The sequence below is a fragment of the Bradyrhizobium sp. USDA 4474 genome, from assembly GCF_054057515.1.
On record NZ_JBSRZJ010000002.1, the window covers coordinates 4,184,974 to 4,207,318 of the forward strand.

The 22,345-nt window shown below is 63.7% G+C and carries 15 protein-coding genes; 10 read left to right on the plus strand and 5 right to left on the minus strand.

Going from position 1 to position 22,345, the window contains the following annotated elements:
- Positions 1-46: 46 nt before the first annotated feature.
- The 3 genes from ACVW16_RS21665 (at position 47) to ACVW16_RS21675 (ending at position 4,031) form a co-directional block, all read left to right on the plus strand.
- Positions 47-2,494 (plus strand): penicillin acylase family protein, encoded by a 2,448-nt coding sequence (locus tag ACVW16_RS21665; protein WP_456736322.1) that lies wholly within the window; start codon positions 47-49, stop codon positions 2,492-2,494.
- A 33-nt stretch (positions 2,495-2,527) separates the two neighbouring features.
- Positions 2,528-3,121: a GNAT family N-acetyltransferase gene (locus ACVW16_RS21670; protein ID WP_456736321.1), complete on the plus strand. Its 594-nt coding sequence runs from the start codon at positions 2,528-2,530 to the stop codon at positions 3,119-3,121.
- Between the two features lie 280 nt (positions 3,122-3,401).
- Entirely contained in the window at positions 3,402-4,031 is a 630-nt protein-coding gene (locus tag ACVW16_RS21675) for a glutathione S-transferase family protein (protein WP_456736320.1), read from the plus strand.
- A 16-nt stretch (positions 4,032-4,047) separates the two neighbouring features.
- Here the strand turns inward: ACVW16_RS21675 and ACVW16_RS21680 are convergent, their stop codons facing one another.
- From ACVW16_RS21680 to metF, 3 genes are all read right to left on the minus strand, one after another.
- On the minus strand, positions 4,048-4,614 hold the full coding sequence (locus ACVW16_RS21680; protein ID WP_456701159.1) for a YbhB/YbcL family Raf kinase inhibitor-like protein: 567 nt from the start codon (positions 4,612-4,614) through the stop codon (positions 4,048-4,050).
- Positions 4,615-4,895: 281 nt separating this feature from the next.
- Positions 4,896-8,762: a methionine synthase gene (gene metH / locus ACVW16_RS21685; protein ID WP_456736319.1), complete on the minus strand. Its 3,867-nt coding sequence runs from the start codon at positions 8,760-8,762 to the stop codon at positions 4,896-4,898.
- A gap of 6 nt (positions 8,763-8,768) precedes the next feature.
- On the minus strand, positions 8,769-9,686 hold the full coding sequence (metF, locus tag ACVW16_RS21690) for a methylenetetrahydrofolate reductase [NAD(P)H] (protein WP_456701161.1): 918 nt from the start codon (positions 9,684-9,686) through the stop codon (positions 8,769-8,771).
- 388 nt (positions 9,687-10,074) lie between these two features.
- Between metF and ACVW16_RS21695 the strand changes: the two genes are divergently transcribed.
- Positions 10,075-11,091, plus strand: coding sequence for an LLM class flavin-dependent oxidoreductase (locus ACVW16_RS21695; protein WP_456736318.1), 1,017 nt, complete (start codon positions 10,075-10,077; stop codon positions 11,089-11,091).
- A gap of 37 nt (positions 11,092-11,128) precedes the next feature.
- On the opposite strand, the gene ACVW16_RS21700 is transcribed toward ACVW16_RS21695, so the two are convergent.
- Positions 11,129-11,989 carry a prephenate dehydratase gene (locus ACVW16_RS21700; RefSeq protein WP_456701163.1) on the minus strand — a complete coding sequence of 287 codons (861 nt, stop codon included), beginning with the start codon at positions 11,987-11,989 and terminating at the stop codon, positions 11,129-11,131.
- A gap of 21 nt (positions 11,990-12,010) precedes the next feature.
- Entirely contained in the window at positions 12,011-12,751 is a 741-nt protein-coding gene (locus ACVW16_RS21705; protein ID WP_456736317.1) for a 3-deoxy-manno-octulosonate cytidylyltransferase, read from the minus strand.
- A gap of 219 nt (positions 12,752-12,970) precedes the next feature.
- Between ACVW16_RS21705 and ACVW16_RS21710 the strand changes: the two genes are divergently transcribed.
- The 6 genes from ACVW16_RS21710 (at position 12,971) to ACVW16_RS21735 (ending at position 21,475) form a co-directional block, all read left to right on the plus strand.
- Complete coding sequence (locus ACVW16_RS21710; RefSeq protein ID WP_456701165.1) at positions 12,971-13,525, plus strand: c-type cytochrome; 555 nt, start codon at positions 12,971-12,973, stop codon at positions 13,523-13,525.
- A 211-nt stretch (positions 13,526-13,736) separates the two neighbouring features.
- Positions 13,737-15,638: an ABC transporter substrate-binding protein gene (locus ACVW16_RS21715; RefSeq protein WP_456736316.1), complete on the plus strand. Its 1,902-nt coding sequence runs from the start codon at positions 13,737-13,739 to the stop codon at positions 15,636-15,638.
- A gap of 14 nt (positions 15,639-15,652) precedes the next feature.
- Entirely contained in the window at positions 15,653-17,539 is a 1,887-nt protein-coding gene (locus ACVW16_RS21720; protein ID WP_456736315.1) for an extracellular solute-binding protein, read from the plus strand.
- A gap of 3 nt (positions 17,540-17,542) precedes the next feature.
- On the plus strand, positions 17,543-18,652 hold the full coding sequence (locus ACVW16_RS21725) for a microcin C ABC transporter permease YejB (RefSeq protein ID WP_456701168.1): 1,110 nt from the start codon (positions 17,543-17,545) through the stop codon (positions 18,650-18,652).
- Positions 18,652-19,830, plus strand: a complete 1,179-nt coding sequence (locus ACVW16_RS21730) for an ABC transporter permease (protein ID WP_456736314.1) — start codon at positions 18,652-18,654, stop codon at positions 19,828-19,830. The genes ACVW16_RS21725 and ACVW16_RS21730 overlap by 1 nt, the downstream gene beginning before the upstream one ends.
- Positions 19,831-19,837: 7 nt before the next feature.
- Complete coding sequence (locus ACVW16_RS21735; RefSeq protein WP_456736313.1) at positions 19,838-21,475, plus strand: ABC transporter ATP-binding protein; 1,638 nt, start codon at positions 19,838-19,840, stop codon at positions 21,473-21,475.
- Positions 21,476-22,345 lie beyond the last annotated feature (870 nt).

Here is a 22,345-nt window from a genome sequence, read left to right on the forward strand (position 1 = left end):
GGGCCAAAATTAGCGGCACGCAAAAAGAACAACAACGGGAGAGAGAATGAACACGGATTTCAACCGGGTCATCCAAAAGTTCGGCATCGCGGCGATCTCCGCCGCGCTGCTCACGTCCACCGTCATCGCGCGCGAACAACCGAACCCGCTGCTCAGCGCGCGCCAGGTCAAGACCGACGTCGAGGGCCTCGACGCGCCCGGCCAGATCCTGGTCGATGTCTGGGGCATCCCGCACATCTATGCCGGAAACGAGCACGACCTGTTCTTCCTGCAGGGCTTCAACGCCGCGCGGGACCGGCTCTGGCAGATCGATCTCTGGCGCAAGCGCGGCCTCGGCCTGCTCGCGAAGGATTTCGGCCAGGCCTATGTCGAGCAGGACAAGGCGCTGCGGCTGTTTCTCTATCGCGGCGACATGAAGGCGGAATGGACCTCCTACGGCCCCAAGGCGAAGACCTATGCGGACGCGTTCGTCGCCGGCATCAACGCCTATGTCGCCGACGTGCGCGCGGGCAAGCGCCCGCTGCCGATCGAGTTCAGGATCGCCGGCACCATGCCCGACACCTGGACGGCAGACGATGTCGTTCGCATTCGCAGCCACGGCCTGACGCGCAACGTCTCCTCCGAGGTCAAGCGCTCGCTGGTCGCTTGCGCCGCCGGCCTCGATGCCGATCGTTTCCGCGTGAAGCTGGAGCCGGCCTGGACGACGAAGGTGCCTGACGGCCTCGATCCCTGCGCCGTGCCGAAGGCCGTGCTCGCGGCCTACGATCTCGCGACGCGCCCCGTCGCCTTTGCCGCGCCCAAGGACCAGAAGGCGGCGCTCGCGCACGATCCCGACAAATATCTCACCGAGGCCGACCAGCAGCGCGACACCATCGGCTCCAACAATTGGGTGATCGCGGCCTCGCGCACCGCGACGGGCCGCCCGATCCTCGCCAATGATCCGCATCGCGAGCACAGCGTGCCCTCGCTGCGCTATATCGTCGGACTCAATGCACCCGGTCTCTCCGTGATCGGCGCCGGCGAGCCCGCGCTCCCAGGCATCTCGATCGGCCACAACGGCACCATCGCCTTCGGCCTCACCATCTTCAACGTCGACCAGGAAGATCTCTACGTCTACGAACTCAATCCGCAAGATACCAACCAGTATCGCTATGGCAATGGCTGGGAGGACATGCGCATCGTTCACGAGACGGAGGAGGTGAAGGGCGAGGGCAATCGCGAGATTGAGCTGAAATTCACGCGCCACGGGCCCGTGATCTTCGTCGACGAGGACAAGAAGCACGCCTTTGCCGTGCGTTCGATCTGGTTCGAGCCGGGCACCTCGGCCTATTTCGGCTCGTCGGACTACATGACCGCAAAGGACTGGAGCGGTTTCCTCGCCGCCATGCGGCGCTGGGGCGCCCCGTCGGAGAACCAGGTCTATGCCGACACCAGGGGCAATATCGGGTGGGTCGCTGCCGGCAAGACGCCGCGCCGCCTCAATTTCGACGGCCTGATGCCGGTGCCCGGCGATGGCCGCTATGAATGGCAGGGATTTCTCTCGCTGGACGAGCTGCCGAAATCCTATCAGCCGAAGCAGGGCTATTTCGCCACCGCCAACCACATGAACCTGCCGGCCGATTATCCGGTCAACGAGCGCAGGGTCGGCTTCGAATGGTCCGACAGCGCGCGCTGGCAGCGCATCACCGAGGTGCTCGCGGCCAACAACAAGGTGACGCTCGCCGACGCCATGGATCTGCAGAACGACGACACCGCCATGATGGGACGGCGGCTCGTCAAGCTGTTGCAGCCCCTCACCTCTGACGATGCCAATGTGAGGCAGGGTCTCGATCTGTTGAAGCGCTGGGATGCGCGCGACGCCGCCGACAGCGCCGCGGCGGCCGTGTTCGAGGTCTGGATCGCCAATCATCTCGGACCGGTGCTGTTGAAGATCACGGCGCCCAAGGCCGCCGGCCTGATCGCGCCTGAGGCCTCCAGCATTTCGGCGCTCGTGGCCGCGCTGGAATCTCCGGATGCATCGTTTGGCGCCGATCCCGCTGTGACGCGCGACCAGATCCTGCGCGACAGCCTCGGTGCGGCGGTGGCCGATGTCATCAGCAAGCTCGGCCCTGATCCCTCCACCTGGCGCTGGGGCCGCCTGCATGTCGCACAGTTCGACCACGCGCTGATACCGCTCGCCGACAAGGCCACCGCGACGCAGATGTCTGTCGGTCCGCTCGCCTTCGGTGGCGCCGGCAACGTGCCGCGCGCCGCCACCTATCGCCGCTCGGATTACCGGCTCCTCTCGGGCGCCTCGTTCCGCATGGTGCTCGACGTCGGCAATTGGGACGCCAGCCGCACCATCAACACGCCAGGGCAATCCGGCGATCCCTTCAGCGGCCACTACCGCGACCTCGCGCCGCTGTGGGCGACGGGGCAATACGTGCCGCTGCTCTACAGCCGCAGCGCAGTGGAGGCTGCGACCGCGGAGGCAATCACGCTGACGCCGAGGTGACGTCGCGCTGACCTAAACTGAACGAGCCATTCCATGATCCTCCGCGACGGCTATTCCGACATCCCCGCCGGCAAGATCGCCGCAGTCGTCACGCATCTTGAGATGACCGCACCGCCCCCGCGCCGCGACGATCCGCCCGGCAAATGGTTGCTGCGCAGGGTCGAAGCGCCCGCACTTGCCTGGTACCGCGATCTCTTCCGGCGCGTCGGTGAGAACTGGCTGTGGTTCTCACGAGCCCGCATGAACGGCACCGAGCTTGCCGCGATCATCCACGCTGCAGGTATCGAGATCTACGCCCTCGTCGTTGACGGCCGCGAGGAAGGCATGCTCGAGCTGGATTTCCGCGAACCGGGCCAATGCGAGCTGGTCTATTTCGGCGTCACCGATAGCTTGATCGGCACCGGCGCCGGCCGCTTCCTGATGAACCGCGCACTGGAGCGTGCATGGTCAAACGGCGTGCATCGCGTCTGGGTCCACACCTGCACGTTCGATCATCCCTCGGCCGTCGCCTTCTATCAGCGCTCGGGATTTCGTCCGTTCCGACGGCAGGTCGAGGTCGCGGATGATCCGCGCCTCGACGGAACGGCACCGCGTGATGCGGCGAAGCACGTGCCGATCATCGAATAGCATTTGGGCCCCGCGGCCATTTATGGACGTTGTCGTCCTCTGCCAACCGCTCGCGGCAAAGGTCCGCGCCGGACGGCGTTGAAGTGAGTCGGCGCAGTCGCGGCAGGTGAATCCCCCGTGCCGCCAGTTCATGAGGGCGTCGCAGAACATGGTCTCGTCATCCGTTCGACGGTTGTCGGCGAAGAACCGGCAGGCGATATTGCGAGCGACGTCTTAAACCAATCGAGCGGTTCTGGCGTGGGCAGGCGGGTCAGGCCCCGAGAATAACAAGAGGTGCACCATGTTCCTGGTAGGCCAATATGATTCCCCCTTCGTCCGTCGCGTCGCGATTGCGCTGCGGCTTTACGGGATCACCTTCGAGCACAAGCCGTGGTCGACCTTCGGCGATGCCGACAAGATCGCGCCGTACAATCCGCTGCGCCGCGTGCCGACGCTGGTGTGTGATGATGGCGAGGCGCTGATCGAGAGCACGATCATTCTGGACTATCTCGACGAGCTTGTCGGAGCCGACAAGGCGATGCTGCCGCGAAGCGGCGCTGAGCGTCGCCGGCACCTGCGCATCTGCGCACTCGCGACCGGCCTCGGCGACAAGGCGGTCAGCCTGCTCTACGAGCGGGTGCTGCGGAAGGAGCAGCTCGCGCTGTGGGTCGAGCGCTGCCAGGCACAGATCGGCGACGTGCTGAAGGTACTGGAAGCCGAGCGCGCCAAGGTGAAGACGGCGTACTGGCTGGGGGACCGCATCGGCCACGCCGATGTCGCGGTCGCCTGCGTCGTGCGCTTCACCCGCGAGGCGCACCCACAGCTCTTCGATCCCGCACGCTATCCGGCGCTTGCGGCCCATGCCGAGCGCTGCGAAGCGCTGGCGCCGTTCAAGGAGATCGTCCAACCGCTCGCCCCGCCGAAAGCGTGAGCGTCGCCAGGTCACCTCATCGGCCGTAGAGACCGGTCAGTGTCGCTTTCGCAAGCGTGTGAAAGTGCAGATCGAAACCAACCAGCGCTGCCGACGCCGAATGATCCTTGGCGTCAGGTAGTTTTGCGACATCTACGGCGAAGACGGTGATCTGATAGTGATGCGGCTTGTCGCCGGTCGGTGGGCACGGTCCGCCATAGCCATCGCTGCCGAAGTCGGTGCGGCTCTGGACCGCTCCCTTCGGCAGCAAGTTCTTCTTCGGATCGCCCGCCCCCTTTGGAAGCGAAGCGACGGAAGCTGGAACATTGAAAACGACCCAATGCCACCAGCCGCTGCCGGTCGGCGCGTCAGGATCATACATCGTCACGGCGAAGCTCTTGGTGCCTGCCGGTGCACCGCTCCAGCTCAAGGCCGGCGAAACGTTGTTGCCCGTACAGCCGAATCCCTTGAATACCTGCTCGTTGGCGATGGTTGCGCCTTCGGCGATGTCCGGGCTGGTCAACGCGAGGCTCTGCGCACCAGCTTCGCCTGCAGAAAGCAGGAACGCGCACGATGCCAGCCATGAGAACGCAAACCTTGTCATGGAGACTCCCTTCGCAGAAGCATTCAAAACACCGGAAGGTAGCGCCCAAGGAACGATGTTTCAATCGGCCTGCCCCGTTGCTTTCGATGCTGCGGCGCAATCGGGCGCTGCGAGGCACTGGCACCGTTCAAGAAGATCGTCCAGCCTCTCGCTCTGCCGCAGGGGTGAATGCACATCCGCTGTGATGTTGCGTTGCGCTACTTGCAGCATCATTCCCACGATAGATCACGCGGTATGGGTCATGGCTTTCGCCAGGACGACACCGGATGTGCGGCAAGAGCCTAACCCGCCCCGACGCGCTTTTTCTGCCAGGCCAGATGCACGGCGCAGGTGCAGCCGGGGGGGTGCGCGGCGAGGTCGTTGGACGTGACGTCGTTCGCCGGTGTAGCCGCCAACGAGGCATTCACGTCCCTGGCGGCCGAAGTCTGTTGCGCCGGGATGTAGTTGAGGATCGGCGCCAGCCAGCGTTCGACCTCGGAGACGCTCATCTCCTTGCGCGCGGCATAGTCCTCGACCTGGTCGCGTTCGATCTTGCCGACGCCGAAATAATAGCTCTCGGGGTTCGCGAAATAGAGCCCGGATACGCTGCTGCCCGGCCACATCGCAAAGCTCTCGGTCAGCTTCACGCCGGCGGTCGCTTCCGCATCCAGCAGCGCGAACAGCGTCGCCTTTTCGGTGTGATCGGGCTGCGCGGGATAACCGGGCGCCGGGCGGATGCCCTGATATTTTTCCAGGATCAGATCCTCGTTCGATAGCGTCTCGTCAGGCGCGTAGGCCCAGAACTCGCGGCGGACGCGGGCATGCATGCGCTCGGCAAAGGCTTCGGCGAGGCGGTCGGCCAGCGCCTTGCACAGGATCGAGGAGTAATCGTCATTGGCCATCTTGAAGCGCTCCGCGACCGCGTCCTCGCCGATCCCGGCGGTGACGACGAAGCCGCCGACATAGTCGGGCACGCCCGCAGGCGCGACGAAGTCGGCCAGCGCCGCGTTGAAACGCCCCTCGCGCTTTTCGAGCTGTTGGCGCAGCGTGTGCAGCGTCGCGACCTTCTTGGTGCGGCTCTCATCGGCATAGAGCACGATGTCGTCGCCATCAGCGTTCGCCGGCCAGAAGCCGACGGTGGCGCGCGCCCGGAACCATTTCTCCTTCACGATGCTGTCGAGCATCCTGCGCGCATCGTCGTAGAGCGAGCGCGCGACTTCGCCGACCTTGGCATCGTCGAGGATGGCGGGGAAGCGCCCGGCGAGCTCCCAGGTCTGGAAGAATGGCGTCCAGTCGATATAGGGCACCAGCTCGGCGAGGTCGTAGTCGTCGAAGCTCTTGGTGCCGAGGAAGGTCGGCTTCACCGGCTTGCTGGCGGCGAAGTCGACCGGCACGCGGTTCTTGCGCGCGTCGGCCAATTTCAGCCGCTTCTTGTCGGCCTGCGCACGCAGATGCGCCTCGGAGATCTTGGCGTATTCGGCGCGCACCTCGGCAGCATAGGCCTCGCGCTTCTCAGGCGAGAGCAGCGAGGAGGCCACGCCGACCGCGCGGCTGGCGTCGTTGACGTGGACGACGGGGCCGGCGCGATAGCTCGGATCGATCTTCACGGCCGTATGCACGCGGCTCGTGGTGGCGCCGCCGATCAGCAGCGGCAGCTTCAGGCCCTCGCGCTGCAGCTCGCCGGCGAAAAACGCCATCTCGTCGAGCGAGGGCGTGATCAGGCCCGAGAGACCCACGATGTCGGCCTTCTCAGCCTTCACCGTCTCGACGATCTTGGATGCCGGCACCATCACGCCGAGGTCGATGACTTCGTAATTGTTGCACTGGAGCACGATGCCGACGATGTTCTTGCCGATGTCGTGGACGTCGCCCTTGACGGTCGCGAGCACGATCTTGCCGGCGGAGGAGGAGCCTTCGGCGCCGATGCCGTTGGCGAGATTGCGCGCCTTCTCCTCTTCCATGAACGGCATCAGCCAGGCCACCGCCTGCTTCATCACGCGCGCCGATTTCACCACCTGCGGCAGGAACATCTTGCCGTCGCCGAAGAGATCGCCGACCACGTTCATGCCGGCCATCAGCGGTCCCTCGATCACGTCGAGCGGGCGTGACGCGTTCTTGCGGGCTTCCTCGGTATCCTGCTCGATGAACTCGGTGATGCCATGCACCAGCGAGTGCGACAGCCGCTTCTCCACCGGCCATTCGCGCCAGGCAAGATCGGCTTCCTTGGCCTCGGTCTTCTTTCCGCGGAATTTCTCGGCCAGCGCCAGGAGGCGCTCGGACGCGCCCGCGTCGCGGTTGAGGATGACGTCCTCGCAGACCTGGCGCAATTCAGGGTCGATGTCGTCATAGACGATCATCTGCCCGGCATTGACGATGCCCATGTCCATCCCGGCCTTGATGGCGTGATACAGGAACACCGAGTGCATCGCCTCGCGCACCGGCTCGTTGCCGCGGAACGAGAACGACAGGTTCGAGACGCCGCCAGAGATGTGCGCGCCCGGCAGGTTCTGCCGGATCCAGCGCGTCGCCTCGATGAAGTCGACGCCGTAGTTGTTGTGCTCCTCGATGCCGGTCGCGATCGCGAAGATATTGGGATCGAAGATGATGTCCTCGGGCGGGAAGCCGACCTTGTTCACCAGGATGTCGTAGGCACGCTTGCAGATCTCGGTCTTGCGCGCGAACGTGTCGGCCTGGCCGACTTCGTCGAACGCCATCACCACGACAGCCGCGCCATGGCGGCGGGCGATTTTTGCTTCGTGGATGAACTTCGCTTCGCCTTCCTTCATCGAGATCGAATTGACCACCGGCTTGCCCTGCACGCATTTCAAGCCGGCCTCGATCACCGAGAACTTCGAGGAGTCGACCATCACAGGAACGCGGGCGATGTCTGGTTCGGCGGCGACGAGGTTCAGGAACGTCACCATCGCGGCCTCCGAATCCAGAAGACCCTCGTCCATGTTGACGTCGATGATCTGCGCGCCGTTCTCGACCTGGTCGCGCGCCACCTGGAGCGCGGCGGTGTAGTCGCCGGCGGTGATCAGCTTACGGAAGCGGGCGGAGCCGGTGACGTTTGTTCGCTCGCCGACGTTGACGAACGGAATCGCATCCGTCAGCACGAAGGGCTCGAGGCCGGAAAGCCTTAAGCGTGGCGCGATCTCGGGAACGATCCGCGGCTTGTGCGGGGCGACGGCGTGAGCAATCGCCGCGATATGATCCGGCGTGGTGCCGCAGCAGCCTCCGACGATGTTGACGAGGCCGTCGCGCGCGAATTCGCCGACCAGGCGGGCCATGTAGTCCGGCGTTTCGTCATACTGGCCGAATTCGTTGGGCAGACCGGCGTTCGGATAGGCGCAGACCAGCGTGTCTGCGACGCGGCCGATGTCGGCGATATGCGCGCGCAAATCTTCCGCACCGAGCGCGCAGTTGAAGCCGATGGTAACGGGCTTGGCGTGCCGCACCGAATTCCAGAACGCCTCCGGCATCTGGCCCGAGAGCAGGCGGCCGGACTTGTCGGTGATGGTGCCCGACACCATCACGGGCATGTCGATGCCGAGTTCTTCGGTGATCTCGGCGATGGCGTAGAGCGCCGCCTTGGCGTTGAGCGTATCGAAGATCGTCTCGACCAGCAGCAGGTCGACGCCGCCGTCGATCAGGCCGCGGATCTGCTCGCCATAGGACTTGCGCAAATCGTCGAAGGTGACGGCGCGGTAGCCGGGATTGGCCACATCAGGCGAGATTGAGGCGGTACGGTTGGTCGGCCCGATGGCACCCGCAACGAAGCGCGGCTTGCCGTCTTCGGCGGCGACGCGCCGGGCGGCATTGCCGGCAAGGCGGGCACCATCGCGCGCCATTTCATACACAATGTCGGTGAGGTCGTAATCGGCCTGCGCGATTGAAGTGGTCGAGAAGGTATTGGTCGCCACGATGTCGGCGCCGGCGCGCAAATACGCGGCGTGGATGTCCTCGATCGCCTGCGGCTGGGTCAGGATCAGGAGATCGTTGTTGCCGCGCAGGTCGCGATGAAAGTTCTTGAAGCGCGTGCCGCGGAAGGCAGCCTCGTCGAACTGCAGGTTCTGAATCATCGTGCCCATGGCGCCGTCGAGCACGAGGATGCGCTCGCGCGCGGCGTTGATGAGGGCGGTTCGTTCCGGCGAGGTGGATACAGACATGGTGCTTTAAGCCGCCTTCTGCGTGCTCTTGGCGCGAATGCCGAGCAAATGGCTGATTGCGAACACGAGATCGGCGCGGTTCATGGTGTAGAAATGGAAGGTGTCGACGCCGTGTTTTGCCAGTTTCTGCACCTGGCCGGCTGCCACCGTGGCGGCGACGAGCTTGCGGGTCTCGGCGTCGTCGTCGAGGCCTTCGAATTTCGCGGCGAACCAGTCCGGCACGGTGGTGCCGGCGCGCGTGACGAAATTGCGGGCCTGCTTGAAATTGTGCATGGGCATGATGCCCGGCACGATCGGGATGTTGATGCCTCGCGCATGGACGCGGTCGAGATAGCGGAAGTAGAGGTCGTTGTCGAAGAACACCTGGGTGATCGCGCGCGTCGCGCCGGCATCGACTTTTGCCTTGAGCGTATCGATGTCGGCGTCAAAGTCCCGCGCTTCGGGGTGCTTCTCGGGATAAGCAGAGACACTCACTTCGATGTCGGCATGCCGCTTCTTGATCCCGGCGACAAGCGCATCGGACGTCTGATAGCCGTCGGGATGGCTCGCATAGGGCGTGCCGATCCCGCCTGGGGGATCGCCGCGCAGGCCGACGATGTGGCGGACGCCGACCTCGTGATAGCGGTCGACGATCTCGTCGATTTCGCCGCGCGAGGCCCCGACGCAGGTCAGGTGCGCCGCCGGCAGCAGCGCGGTCTCCTTGAGGATGCGGGAGATGGTGGAGTGGGTGCGTTCGCGAGTCGAGCCGCCGGCGCCGTAGGTCACCGAGACGAATTTCGGATCGAGGGGCGCGAGCCGGTTGATGGTCTCCCAGAGATTCCGCTCCATATCTTCGGTCTTGGGCGGAAAGAATTCGAAGGAGATCGCAGGCCGCTTCACGGCGAGGTGCCCGTCGGCTGCCGCAGGCGTCGTCAAGTCGGTCATGGCACCACTCACTCCAGGGCTCAGCCAGGTATCTGGCGGCCGGGTCAAGCTTGGGAGGGGTAACATAGAGCAATGCGGCTGGGCTCAACAGCCCATCGCATATGGGAAATTGCCCACTTCCTGCGAATGTATCCCTGAAATTGGCGTTTCTGACGGTGTGAGTGGGATAATGAGAAGTTATATTTATTGCATTAATATCAGTCGTTTAGATAGGAGCAGGTGATTTTTGCAGCTAGGTTTGGCGGTGGGCATGGTGAATTCTGTGTTGCAAGCCTAGTGCTTGGCCCAACGGAACGGCAATTCCGGGCGTCCGCCTCCCGGCCGCACACGCCAGATCTGCGCTATGCACCCATTGTCGCCGCGCCGCCCTCCACTACGTTAGCGCGCGATGATCCCGCTCTCAGTCCTCGACCTCTCGGTCGTCACCACGGCCACGAAGCCCGCTGCGGCGCTGCGCAACAGCATTGACCTGGCGCGCCATGTCGATGGGCTCGGCTATGTTCGCTATTGGCTTGCCGAGCACCACAACCTCGCTTCAGTCGCGAGCCCCGCGCCCGACGTGATGATTGGGCAGATCGCGGCGGTGACGAAGCACATCCGCGTTGGCTCCGGCGGCGTGATGCTGCCCAACCACGCGCCGCTGGTGGTGGCGGAGCGATTCAAGATGCTGGAGGCCTTGTTTCCCGGCCGTATTGATCTTGGCCTGGGCCGCGCGCCAGGCACGGATGGGGCCACGGCCTATGCACTGCGCAGCCGGCTCGACCGGCGCGGGGGCGATGATTTTCTGGAGCGGCTGCACGAATTGATCCTGTGGGAGACGCGCGAATTCCCCGCAGGCCATCCCTATCACAACGTCGTCGCGATGCCTGACGACACCCCGCTGCCGCCGATCTGGCTGCTCGGCTCCAGCGATTATTCCTCTGAGCTTGCAGCCCAGGTCGGCATGGGCTTCGCCTTCGCGCACCATTTTGCATCCCACGATGCCATCGATGCGATGGTGCATTATCGTAACCGCTTCCAGCCCTCGGCCTGGCGCGCGACACCGCATGCGATCCTCGCCGTTGCCGTCATTGTCGCCGATACCGACGAGGAGGCGGAGAAGCTCGCGGCATCGTTCGATCTCAATCGTCTGCGCCGCGACCGTGGACAATATCTGCCACTGCCGAGCGTCGAGGAGGCGCTGGCCTATCCTTATACGGATTCCGAGCGCGTCTCGATTGCGCGTAACCGCTCGCGCCTGTTCGTCGGCAGCCCCGCGACGGTGCAGAAGAAGCTTCGGCCGCTGATGGATGCGAGCAAGCCGGACGAATTGATGGTGATCACCGCCGTGTACGACCACGAGGCGCGCAAGAGGTCGTATTCGCTGTTGGCGCAGGCGTTCGGGCTGACGAAGCAGGCAGCATGAGCCGCTGTTACCCTCCCCCTCCAGGGAGGGTGGCAGATCAATCCTGCAGCGTCTCGCTGAAGGTCGCGCGGAACGGGTGGCCCGGATAGACGCCGACGATGCGGAATTCGCGCGAGAAGAATTTCAGCTCCTCGATCGCAAACGCGAGACCCTTGTCTTCAGGGTGGCCGTCGACATCGGCGTAAAACTGCGTGGCGAAGAAATTCCCGTCGACCATGTAGCTTTCGAGCTTGGTCATGTTCACGCCATTGGTGGCAAAGCCGCCGAGCGCCTTGTAGAGCGCGGCCGGCAAGTTGCGCACCCGGAAGACGAATGTGGTGACCAGCGGGCCCGAACCCTGCGTGGCCCATTTCGGCTCGCGCGCCAGCACGACGAAGCGGGTGGTGTTGTGGGCCTCGTCCTCGATGTCCTCGGCGAGAATGTCGAGGCCGTAAATCTTCGCGGCGAGGCGCGAGGCGATCGCAGCGACAGTCTTGTCCTTGCGCTCGGAAATGTCACGGGCGCTACCGGCCGTATCCGCATGCACGATGGGCTTGATGCCGAGCTTCCGAATGACGCGCCGGCACTGGCCGAGCGCATGCACATGGCTCTCGACACTCTTGATGTCGGAAATATTGGTGCCCTTGACCGCCATCAGCTGATGGCGGACCGGCAAGAACCATTCACCGATGATGAAGAGGCCGGAGGCCGGCAGCAGATGGTGGATGTCCGCGACGCGGCCCGCGACCGAATTTTCGATCGGGATCATGCCGAGATCGGCCTCGCCCGAGGAGATCGCCGACAGCGCGTCCTCGAAGGTGGCGCAGGGCATCGGCTCCGCGTCGGGATAGGCTTCGACGATGGCGATGTGGGAATTGGCGCCAGGTTCGCCCTGGAATGCGATCTTCATCTTGCTCATGGCGGGCCTTGTAGCAGCGGCTCAGGATTTGGAAAGGATTCTGCGGGCGGTCTCCAGGTCCGCCGGCGTGTCGACCCCGCGGGGCACGGTGTCGACGATGGTGAAGTCGATCCGCATGCCGGCCTCGAGGGCCCTCAGTTGCTCCAGACTTTCCTGCAACTCCAGTGGAGAGGGCGGCAACGAGACATAGCGCTCCAGCGCCGCGCGGCGATAGGCGTAGAGGCCGATATGATGGTAGCGCGGTCCGTTGCCGGCCGGCGCGGTGGCGCGGGTGAAATAAAGTGCGCGCATGCGCCGGCCGCCGAGCGAAGTTCCGATCGCCTTCACGACGCTGGGGGCGAGGTCCTCCTCCTCGGTGTGGATCTGCGATGCCAGCGTGGCGATGTCGACGGCCGGGTCCTCCAGCGGCGGCAGCACGTCGCGGATATTGTCGGTCGTGATCGTCGGGAAGTCGCCCTGGAGATTGATCACGATCTCGGCCTGTCCGCCCGGATCGAGCTTCTGCGTGGCCTCGTGGATGCGGGCCGAGCCGTTGAGATGGTTGGGGCTGGTCATGACCGCCACGCCGCCATCCGCTGTGACGGCGTCGGCGATCTCCTGCGTATCGGTCGCGACCGCGACCCGACCGACTGCCGCTTCCTGCGCCCGGCGCAGCACATGGATGATCATCGGCAGGCCCACGATGTCCTTCAGCGGCTTGCCAGGCAGGCGGGTCGACGCCATGCGGGCCGGGATCAGCACCAGAATGCGGGGATTGGTCATCGGTTCAAGAGCCTGGAAACGGGGCGATTTCCGCACCGGGAAATGGGGTGGGGATCGGCTGAAAGCCGCATCGCTTATACGGGTTGCCAGACCCCGGGCAAACCGATATCTGAATGGCAAAACTCGGGGAAACAATAAGGAACGTGTGATTCTCCCGAGGCTCGTCCTGGCGGCCGCCCGGCCGCTTGTTCCTTCTTGCGGTGTGGGGCCTGGCCGGAAATGGACTCTTTCGAACTCAACAAGATTCTTGGTGCCGTGCTCGGTACCTGTCTCGTTCTGCTGGTGACGAGCTTCACCGCGAACGCGCTGTTCTCGCCCAAGATGCCGGAGAAGCCGGGCTTCGAGATCGCCGTGAAGGAAGAAGCTGGTGACAAGGGCGGCGCTCCCGCGGCCGCAGCCCCGTCCGAGCCGATCGAGAAGCTGCTCCAGACCGCCTCCGTCGAGAAGGGCGCGGCTGCCGCGAAGAAGTGCGGCGCCTGCCACACCTTCGAGAAGGGCGGCCCGAACCGTGTCGGTCCGAACCTCTACGGCATCGTCGGCGACAATCGCGGCGAGGACCGCGGCGGATTCAATTTCTCAGCCGCCATGAAGGCCAAGGGTGGCACCTGGACGATCGACGATCTCAACAAGTTCATCGCGAATCCGAAGGGCTTCATTCCCGGCACCGCGATGGGCTTCGCCGGCATCCCGAAGGACTCGGAGCGCGCCGACGTCATCGCCTATCTCAACAGCCTGTCGGACAGCCCGAAGCCGCTGCCCACCGCGGCGAAATAAGCCTGTCGGACCGACCTTGGACTGTGCGGCCAGGCCCCCAAGCCTGGCCGTTTCCTTGTCTGGAGCCTCGCAGTGTCGTTACCGGGGCGTTTGGCCGCAGCGGACTGGCCGCCTGGCCCTCCAAGATGAGGAAAAAGCAACATATTCCGTCGAAACCTCGCCTATATTGGGAACTTAAAGGAGTAGCCTCCTTCAAGACAGGGATGTTGATTTGGCCATTACCCGACGCGATCTCCTGCTCACCGGCGCGGCCGTAGCCGCGCTTCCCGCCCTCGGCTCTGCAGCCGGTGTTCCCATCGTCCGCACGGCGGCGGCGCAATCGGGCGGTGAGCTGCCTTGGCGGCATGCGCTGTCGCTGTTCGGCGACGTCAAGTACCCGGCCGACTTCAAACGGTTCGACTACGTCAATCCTGATGCGCCCAAGGGCGGCGCGGTACGGCAGATCGCGATCGGGACGTTCGATAATTTCAACTATGTTGTTTCCGGCGTGAAGGGCAATCTCGCCGCGCCGGTCCCCTTGATTTACGACACGCTGACGACCGCCGCTCTGGATGAGGTTTCGACGGAATACGGCTTGCTGGCCGAAGCGGTCAGCCGTCCCGACGATTCCTCCTTTGTGATCTATCGTCTGCGCGCACAGGCCAAATGGCACGACGGAAAGCCGGTCACCGCCGAGGATGTGATCTACTCACTGGACGTGCTGAAGAAGAATCATCCGTTTTATGCGGCGTACTATCGACATGTGGTCGGCGCCGAGAAGGTCGGCGACCGCGATGTCAAGTTTACGTTCGATGCGCCGGGAAACCGAGAGCTTCCGCAAATCGTCGGTCAACTCGTGGTTCTGCCCAAGCACTGGTGGGAGGGGACGGATGCCCAGGGCAAGAAACGCGACGTAACGGTGACCACGCTCGAAATTCCGCTCGGCGGGGGGCCATATCGAATCAAGGATTATGTCGCCGGCCGCAGCATCGTGCTGGAACGAGTCAAGGATTACTGGGGGAGCGAGGTCAACGTTAACATCGGGCGAAATAATTTCGACGAGCTGCGGTACGAATATTTCAGGGATGCCACCGTCGCGATCGAGGCTTTCAAGGCCGATCAGGTTGACTGGCGCGCCGAAAACAGCGCGAAGAACTGGGCGACGGCCTACGATTTCCCGGCTGTTGCCGAGAAACGCGTTGTTCTGGAGGAGTTTCCAAATCGCAGCTCGGGCGTGATGCAGGCCTTTGCCCCGAACTTGCGTCGCGCCAAGTTCGCGGATGCGAGGGTGCGCCGGGCCCTCAACTATGCGTTCGACTTCGAGGAGATGAACAAGCAGATCTTCTTTGGTCAGTACAAGCGCATCAGCAGCTATTTCGACGGAATCGAAGATCTGATGGCGACCGGCGTGCCGGAAGGAAAAGAGCTCGAGATTCTGGAGGGCCTCCGTGCTGAGATTCCGCCCGAGGTGTTTACGACGCCCTACACAAACCCTGTCGGCGGTAGTCCGGAAGCCGTACGCGAAAATCTGAGAGAGGCGCTGCGCCTGCTGAAGGAAGCCGGCTATGAGGTGCGCGATCGTAAGCTGATCGAAGTCAAGACAGGTACCCAGCTCTCTCTCGAATTGCTGGCTCAGGACCCGGCCTTCGAAAGGGTCATGTTGTTCTACAAGCCCTCCCTGGAGAGGCTCGGCATTGCAGTCAGCGTCCGAACGATCGATCCGACGCAATATGAAAACCGGCTGCGCGAATGGGATTTCGACATCGTCGTTGCCTCCTGGGGAGAGTCCTTGTCCCCGGGCAACGAGCAGCGCGAATCCTGGGGCTCGAAAGCTGCGGACATGAGCGGTTCGCGCAACGTCGTCGGTATCAAGAATCCGGCGATTGACAAGCTGATCGACCGGGTCATCTTCGCGAAGGATCGAGCGGAGCTCGTGGCCGCGACCAAGGCGCTGGACCGCGTGCTTCTGTGGAACCATTATGTGGTGCCGCAATGGAATTATCCAAAACTGCGCACGGCGCGATGGGATCGCTTCGGCCGGCCGGCCGAAATGCCGAAATACGGCCAGTCGGCCTTCCCCTTCATCTGGTGGTACGACGCAGACAAGGCGGCACGGATCGCGAAGAAGTCGTGAAGGACATTTCTCGCATGGCGCAGCTTTCACGCCGGCATGTTCTGGTCCTCGCTGCCGGCGGCATGGTCAGCGCTGCCGCATTGCGCAGCGCGGCGGCATCGGAGGGGCCCAGCGAGGCCCACGGCATGTCGGCGTTCGGCGATCTGAAATATCCCGCCGATTTCCACCATTTCGACTATGTCAATGTCGACGCCCCGAAGGGCGGCACGTTCTCGCTGATTCCGTCGACGAGGGGCTACAACCAGTCCTTCTTCACCTTCAACTCGCTCAACGCCTTCATCCTCAAGGGCGAGGGTGCACAAGGCATGGACCTGACCTTCGCCACGCTGATGGCGCATGCCGGCGACGAGCCCGACGCCATGTACGGCTTTGCCGCAAAGTCGGTGCAGATCTCTCCGGACAAGCTCGCCTATCGCTTCACGATGCGGCCCGAGGCGACGTTTCACGACGGCACCAAGCTGACCGCGCACGACGTCGCGTTCTCGATCAACGTCCTGAAGGACAAGGGCCATCCGCTGATCCAGATCCAGATGCGCGACGTCAAGGGCGCTGAGGCCGTCGACGACGCCGCCGTGATCGTGACCTTCGCCGCGAAGCGCGCGCGCGACGTGCCGCTTTATGTGGCGAGCCTTCCGATCTTCTCCAAGGCCTATTACGCGAACCGGACGTTCGACGAGACGACGACCGACGCGCCGCTGGGCTCGGGGGCCTACAAGGTCGGCAGGTTCGAGATCAACCGCTTCATCGAGTTCGAGCGCGTCAGGGATTGGTGGGGCGCGGACCTGCCGGTCTGTCGCGGCAGCAATAATTTCGACGTGGTCCGCTACGAATTCTACCGCGACCGCGACGTCGCGTTCGAAGGCTTCACCGGCAAGAACTATCTCTATCGCGAGGAGTTCACCTCGCGCATCTGGGCGACGCGCTACGACTTTCCCGCGATCAGGGAGGGACGGGTCAAGCGAGAGGAGGTGCCCGATCAGACGCCTTCGGGCGGACAAGGCTGGTTCCTGAACACGCGCCGGGACAAGTTCAAGAACCCCAAGGTACGCGAAGCATTGAACTACGCGTTCGACTTCGAGTGGACCAACAAGACCATCATGTACGGCGCCTACGCGCGCGCCCGCTCGCCGTTCCAGAATTCCGATCTCGTCGCCGAAGGGATGCCCTCGCCGGAGGAGCTGAAGCTGCTCGAGCCGTTCCGCGGCCAGGTGCCCGACGAAGTCTTCGGTGAGCCCTTCGTGCCGCCGGTGTCGGACGGTTCGGGGCAGGACCGCGCGCTGCTGCGCAAGGCGCAGCAATTGCTCCAGGAGGCGCAGCTTCCGGTCAAGGAGGGCAAGCGGCTGTTGCCGAGCGGCGAAGTCTTCGCCATCGAGTTCCTGACCGACGAGGCCTCGTTCCAACCGCACCACGCCTCATTCCTCAAGAACCTGAACATCCTTGGCATCGACGCAAATCTGCGCCTGGTCGATGCCGTCCAGTACCGCGCCCGCGTCGAATCCTTCGATTTCGACGTAGCCATCAACCGCATCACCATGTCGGCCACGCCGGGCGACAGCTTGCGAACCTACTTCACCTCGCAAGCGGCGATGACCAAGGGCTCCTACAATCTGGCCGGCGTATCCAGCCCCGCGCTCGACGCGCTGGTCGAGAAGGCGATGGCCGCCGAGACGCGCCGGGATCTGACGGTTGCCTGCCGCGCGATCGATCGCGTCTTCCGCGCCGGCCGCTACTGGGTGCCGCAATGGTACAATACCAGCCACCGGCTGGCGTATTGGGACGAGTTCGACCATCCCGCGAACCTGCCGCGTTACGCGCTCACCGACTATACGAGCGGCGTAGGGGAGCGGACGCTGTGGTGGTACGATGCCGCCAAGGCCGCCAAGCTCGATCAGGCGAAGTAGCTCATGAGCGCCTATATCGCACGCCGCCTCCTCCTGATGATTCCGACGCTGCTCGGGATCCTCTTCATTTCGTTCGTGGTCGTGCAATTCGCGCCGGGCGGTCCGGTGGAGCGCGTGATCGCGCAGTTGTCCGGCGCCGATACCGGCGGCACCTCGCGGATCTCCGGCGGCGGCGACTTCGCGCAGCGTGCGCCGGGCCAGGGCGGAGCTGGCAGTGATGCCATCAATTCGAAATACCGCGGCGCGCAGGGCCTCGACCCCGATTTCATCAAGAAGCTGGAAAAGCAGTTCGGCTTCGACAAGCCGGCGCCGGAGCGGTTCGCGTTGATGGTCTGGAACTACGCGCGCTTCGATTTCGGCAAGAGCTATTTCCGCGACGTCAGCGTCATCCAGCTTATCAAGGAGAAGCTGCCGGTCTCGATCTCGCTGGGCCTGTGGCTCACGCTGCTGACCTACCTGATCTCGATTCCCCTCGGCATCCGCAAGGCGGTGAAGGATGGCACGCGCTTCGACACGTGGACATCGAGCGTGATCGTGCTCGGTTACGCGATTCCAGGCTTCCTGTTTGCGATCCTTCTGATCATCCTGTTCGCCGGCGGCTCGTTCTTCAATTGGTTCCCGCTGCGCGGGTTGACATCCGACGGCTGGTCGCAGTTTCCCTGGTACTGGAAGATCATCGACTATTTCTGGCATCTGACGCTGCCGATCATCGCGATGGGACTCGGCGCCTTTGCGACCATGACATTTCTCACCAAGAACTCGTTCCTGGACGAGATCCGCAAGCAATATGTCATGACGGCACGGGCGAAGGGCTGCAGCGAGCGCCAGGTGCTCTACGGCCACATCTTCCGCAATGCGATGCTGATCGTGATCGCGGGCTTCCCCGGGGCCTTCATCAGCGCCTTCTTCTCGGGCTCGCTGCTGATCGAGACCATCTTCTCGCTCGATGGGATCGGGCTGCTCGGTTTCGAGAGCGTTCTCAACCGCGACTATCCCGTCGTGTTCGGCACTCTCTACATCTTTTCGCTCATTGGTCTCGTGGTCGGTCTGATCTCCGACCTGACCTATATGTGGATCGATCCACGGATCGATTTCGAGGCGCGGGAGGTCTGATGGCAGTCACCGCGCCCACCCCGGTCGAGACCACCACGAGGTCGCCGTTCGGCGAAGCCGTGCCGATCACGCGCAAGTCGTTCGCACCGTCGCCGCTCAACAAGCGGCGCTGGCAGAACTTCAAGGCTAACCGCCGCGGCTACTGGTCCTTCTGGATCTTCATGGTCATGTTCGTGGTCTCGCTGTTCGCCGAGCTGATCGCCAACGACCGTCCCTTCCTGATCAAATATGACGGCCATCTCTACTGGCCCGCCTTCGTCACCTATTCGGAAACGACGTTCGGCGGCGATTTCGAGACCGCGGCCGACTATCGCGACCCCTACCTGCAGAAGCTGATCAAGGACAAGGGCGGCACCATCGTCTGGCCGCTGATCCGCTACTCCTACGACACCCACAATCTCGATCTGCCGACGCCGGCGCCATCGCCGCCGACCTGGCTGTTGACGGAAGCCCAGTGCAAGCCGGTGGTGGAGAAGAAGGGCCTGAAGAGCTGCCGCGACCTCGAATACAACTGGCTCGGCACCGACGATCAGGGCCGCGACGTCGTGGCGCGGATGATCTACGGTTTCCGCATCTCGGTGCTGTTCGGACTGGCGTTGACGATCTGCTCGTCGGTCATCGGCATCATCGCCGGGGGCGTGCAGGGCTATTTCGGCGGCTGGACGGATCTGTTGTTCCAGCGCTTCATCGAGATATGGAACGCCATACCCTATCTCTATCTGCTGCTGATCGTCGCGGCCGTGCTTCCGCCGGGCTTCTTCATCCTGCTCGGCATCATGGTGTTGTTTCACTGGGTGTCGCTGGTCGGCCTGGTGCGCGCGGAATTTCTGCGCGGGCGCAATTTCGAATATATCCAGGCGGCGCGCGCACTGGGTGTGTCGGATAAGGTCATCATGTTCCGGCACCTGTTGCCGAACGCCATGGTCGCGACCATGACGTTCCTGCCGTTCATCGTCTCATCCTCGGTGATGACGCTGACGGCTCTCGATTTCCTGGGTTTCGGCCTGCCGCCCGGCTCGCCATCGCTCGGCGAATTGTTGTCGCAGGCGAAGGCGAACGTGCAGGCGCCGTGGCTCGGCTTCGCCGGCTTCTTCTCGGTTGCGAGCATGCTGTCGCTCCTGCTCTTCACCGGCGAGGCCGTGCGCGACGCCTTCGATCCGCGCAAGACGTTCAAGTGAGGGCGTGATGGACGCGATCAACCAGCCCCTGCTTGCCGTACGCGACCTCTCGGTGGCTTTCCACCAGGGCGGCGCCACCACGATCGCCGTCGACAGGATCTCGTTCCAGATCAAGCGCGGCGAATGCGTCGCGCTGGTCGGCGAATCCGGCTCCGGCAAGTCGGTCAGCGCGCTGTCGATCCTCAAGCTGCTGCCGTATCCCAGCGCCTCGCATCCCTCGGGCAGCATCCGCTTCAAGGGACAGGAGCTGATCGACCGGTCCGAGCGGCAGATGCGGGAGATCCGCGGCAGCGACATCTCCATCATCTTCCAGGAGCCGATGACCTCGCTCAATCCGCTGCACACGATCGAGGCGCAGATCGGCGAGATCATCCAGCTGCACAATCCGGTCAGCAATGCCGAGGCACGCAAGCGGACGCTGGAGTTGCTGACGCAGGTCGGAATCCCCGAGCCCGAGACGCGGCTCAAGAGCTATCCGCACCAGCTCTCCGGCGGCCAGCGCCAGCGCGTCATGATTGCGATGGCGCTCGCCAACGAGCCGGATCTCTTGATTGCGGACGAGCCGACCACCGCGCTCGACGTCACCGTGCAGGCGCAGATCCTGTCGCTGCTCGCCGAGATCCGTTCGCGTCTCGGCATGAGCCTGCTCTTCATCACCCACGATCTCGGCATCGTGCGCCGCATCGCCGATACCGTCTGTGTGATGAAGGGCGGCGTGATCGTCGAGCAGGGGCCGGTGGAGCAGGTTTTCAAGACGCCGAAACATCCCTATACGCGCGACCTGCTCGCGGCGGAGCCGAAGCCTGATCCGGCGCCGCCGCAGCCCAATGCGCCGGTGGTGATGTCGGCGGATGATCTCAAGGTGTGGTTTCCGATCAAGCGCGGCTTGATGCGCAAGACGGTCGGCCACATCAAGGCGGTCGACGGCGTCAGCGTCGCCGTGCGCAAGGGCGAGACGCTCGGCGTCGTCGGCGAGTCGGGCTCGGGCAAGACCACCCTGGGTCTCGCCTTGCTGCGACTGATCTCCTCGAACGGACGCATCGTCTTCCTCGGCAAGGACATCCAGGGCTTGCGCTTCAAGGAGATGCGCCCCTTCCGGCGCGACATGCAGATCGTGTTCCAGGATCCGTTCGGCTCGCTCAGCCCGCGCATGTCGATCGCCGACATCATCGCCGAAGGCCTCTCCGTGCATCAGCCGAAGCTGTCGCGCGAGGAGCGCGAGGCGCGCGTCGTCAAGGCGCTCGAGGACGTCGGCCTGCAGCCGGACACGCGCTATCGCTATCCGCACGAATTTTCCGGCGGCCAGCGCCAGCGCATCTCGATCGCGCGCGCGGTGGTTCTGGAGCCTGACTTCATCGTGCTCGACGAGCCGACCAGCGCGCTCGACATGCTGATCCAGGCGCAGATGGTCGATCTCTTGCGCGAGCTGCAGCGCAGGCGCGATCTCACCTACATGTTCATCTCGCACGATCTGCGCGTCGTCGCCTCGCTTGCCAGCCATCTCATCGTGATGCGCGGCGGCAAGGTGGTCGAGGAAGGCCAGGCCGCCGAGCTGTTCAGGAATCCGAAGACGGATTACACCCGCGCGCTGTTCGCGGCGGCGTTCCGGCTGGAGACGTCAGGCGGCGGCGAGGTGGCGACGTAGTTCTTCCTTCACCTCTCCCGAAGGGAAAGGTCGATTTGCTCCCGGCGATGCGCGGCGGGTTACCGGCATGAGAGCGGACGCGGGCTACGGCTTGCCCGACCGCCGCTGGCGAGCCATGGCGAAGATCCGCTTCATCCGGCTTCAGGCCGAGATGATATCGTAATACGATAGTTCAACGCGCAATTAACCTATGTGGGCGTCGGGGCATGATGACGCAGATACACTTTTCCTTCCCTCTGAATGACATGGAGCATGGGATGGGAAAGAAGCGAAGACGGTTCAAGCAAACAGACTCCCTGGAAACTCGCCTGCATCAATTCGCACTGGAGTTGCACGAGCAGGCCGTGCGGACGCCTCCGGGCGAGGAACGATCCGCGCTGTTGAAACGCGCGTATAACGCAGATCAAGCAATCGATCTGGAGCGTCAACTCCGCCGGGCTCAATAGGACCGCGTGTCTCAGGGTTTAGCCCAGGGGTCTCTATCTTCCCTGTTGCCCATGGGTGGTGCAACCATTCCCCGGCCATCACCGGCCAGGCTCTCGGGCGCCCGTTGCTGAGACGCCGACAGCGCTCCGGCCTGCAAAACCATGGGAGCGCGGTATGCGGATATCCTGCGCATGCGAGCGTTCCGCTACAGGAACACCGTAGTCTTCCGGGTCGTCTAACGTCGGGAAGTGGACAGAGCCGCGCACGCACTGCAGCGACACTGACGACGTTTTGATGCCGTAATCATATTGGCTGGCGCTCAGGCCCGGCGGTCGTAGGGGTGCGACTGCCGGGCCTGATTTGCGTTTGCTGTGACGTAGATCACCGGCCGCTCCGCCGCGCGGTACGAGCGGCCATGGACCGCACCATGCTGCAACCTCGCGA

Bases quoted from the DNA above. Each gene is read 5' to 3' on its own strand.
- ACVW16_RS21730 (WP_456736314.1), top strand. From the start codon at position 18,652: ATGGCAGTCACCGCGCCCACCCCGGTCGAGACCACCACGAGGTCGCCG.
- ACVW16_RS21665 (WP_456736322.1), top strand. From the start codon at position 47: ATGAACACGGATTTCAACCGGGTCATCCAAAAGTTCGGCATCGCGGCG.
- ACVW16_RS21670 (WP_456736321.1), top strand. From the start codon at position 2,528: ATGATCCTCCGCGACGGCTATTCCGACATCCCCGCCGGCAAGATCGCC.
- ACVW16_RS21710 (WP_456701165.1), top strand. From the start codon at position 12,971: ATGGACTCTTTCGAACTCAACAAGATTCTTGGTGCCGTGCTCGGTACC.
- metF (WP_456701161.1), bottom strand. From the start codon at position 9,686: ATGACCGACTTGACGACGCCTGCGGCAGCCGACGGGCACCTCGCCGTG.
- ACVW16_RS21675 (WP_456736320.1), top strand. From the start codon at position 3,402: ATGTTCCTGGTAGGCCAATATGATTCCCCCTTCGTCCGTCGCGTCGCG.
- ACVW16_RS21700 (WP_456701163.1), bottom strand. From the start codon at position 11,989: ATGAGCAAGATGAAGATCGCATTCCAGGGCGAACCTGGCGCCAATTCC.
- ACVW16_RS21695 (WP_456736318.1), top strand. From the start codon at position 10,075: ATGATCCCGCTCTCAGTCCTCGACCTCTCGGTCGTCACCACGGCCACG.
- ACVW16_RS21725 (WP_456701168.1), top strand. From the start codon at position 17,543: ATGAGCGCCTATATCGCACGCCGCCTCCTCCTGATGATTCCGACGCTG.
- ACVW16_RS21680 (WP_456701159.1), bottom strand. From the start codon at position 4,614: ATGACAAGGTTTGCGTTCTCATGGCTGGCATCGTGCGCGTTCCTGCTT.
- ACVW16_RS21735 (WP_456736313.1), top strand. From the start codon at position 19,838: ATGGACGCGATCAACCAGCCCCTGCTTGCCGTACGCGACCTCTCGGTG.
- ACVW16_RS21720 (WP_456736315.1), top strand. From the start codon at position 15,653: ATGGCGCAGCTTTCACGCCGGCATGTTCTGGTCCTCGCTGCCGGCGGC.
- metH (WP_456736319.1), bottom strand. From the start codon at position 8,762: ATGTCTGTATCCACCTCGCCGGAACGAACCGCCCTCATCAACGCCGCG.
- ACVW16_RS21705 (WP_456736317.1), bottom strand. From the start codon at position 12,751: ATGACCAATCCCCGCATTCTGGTGCTGATCCCGGCCCGCATGGCGTCG.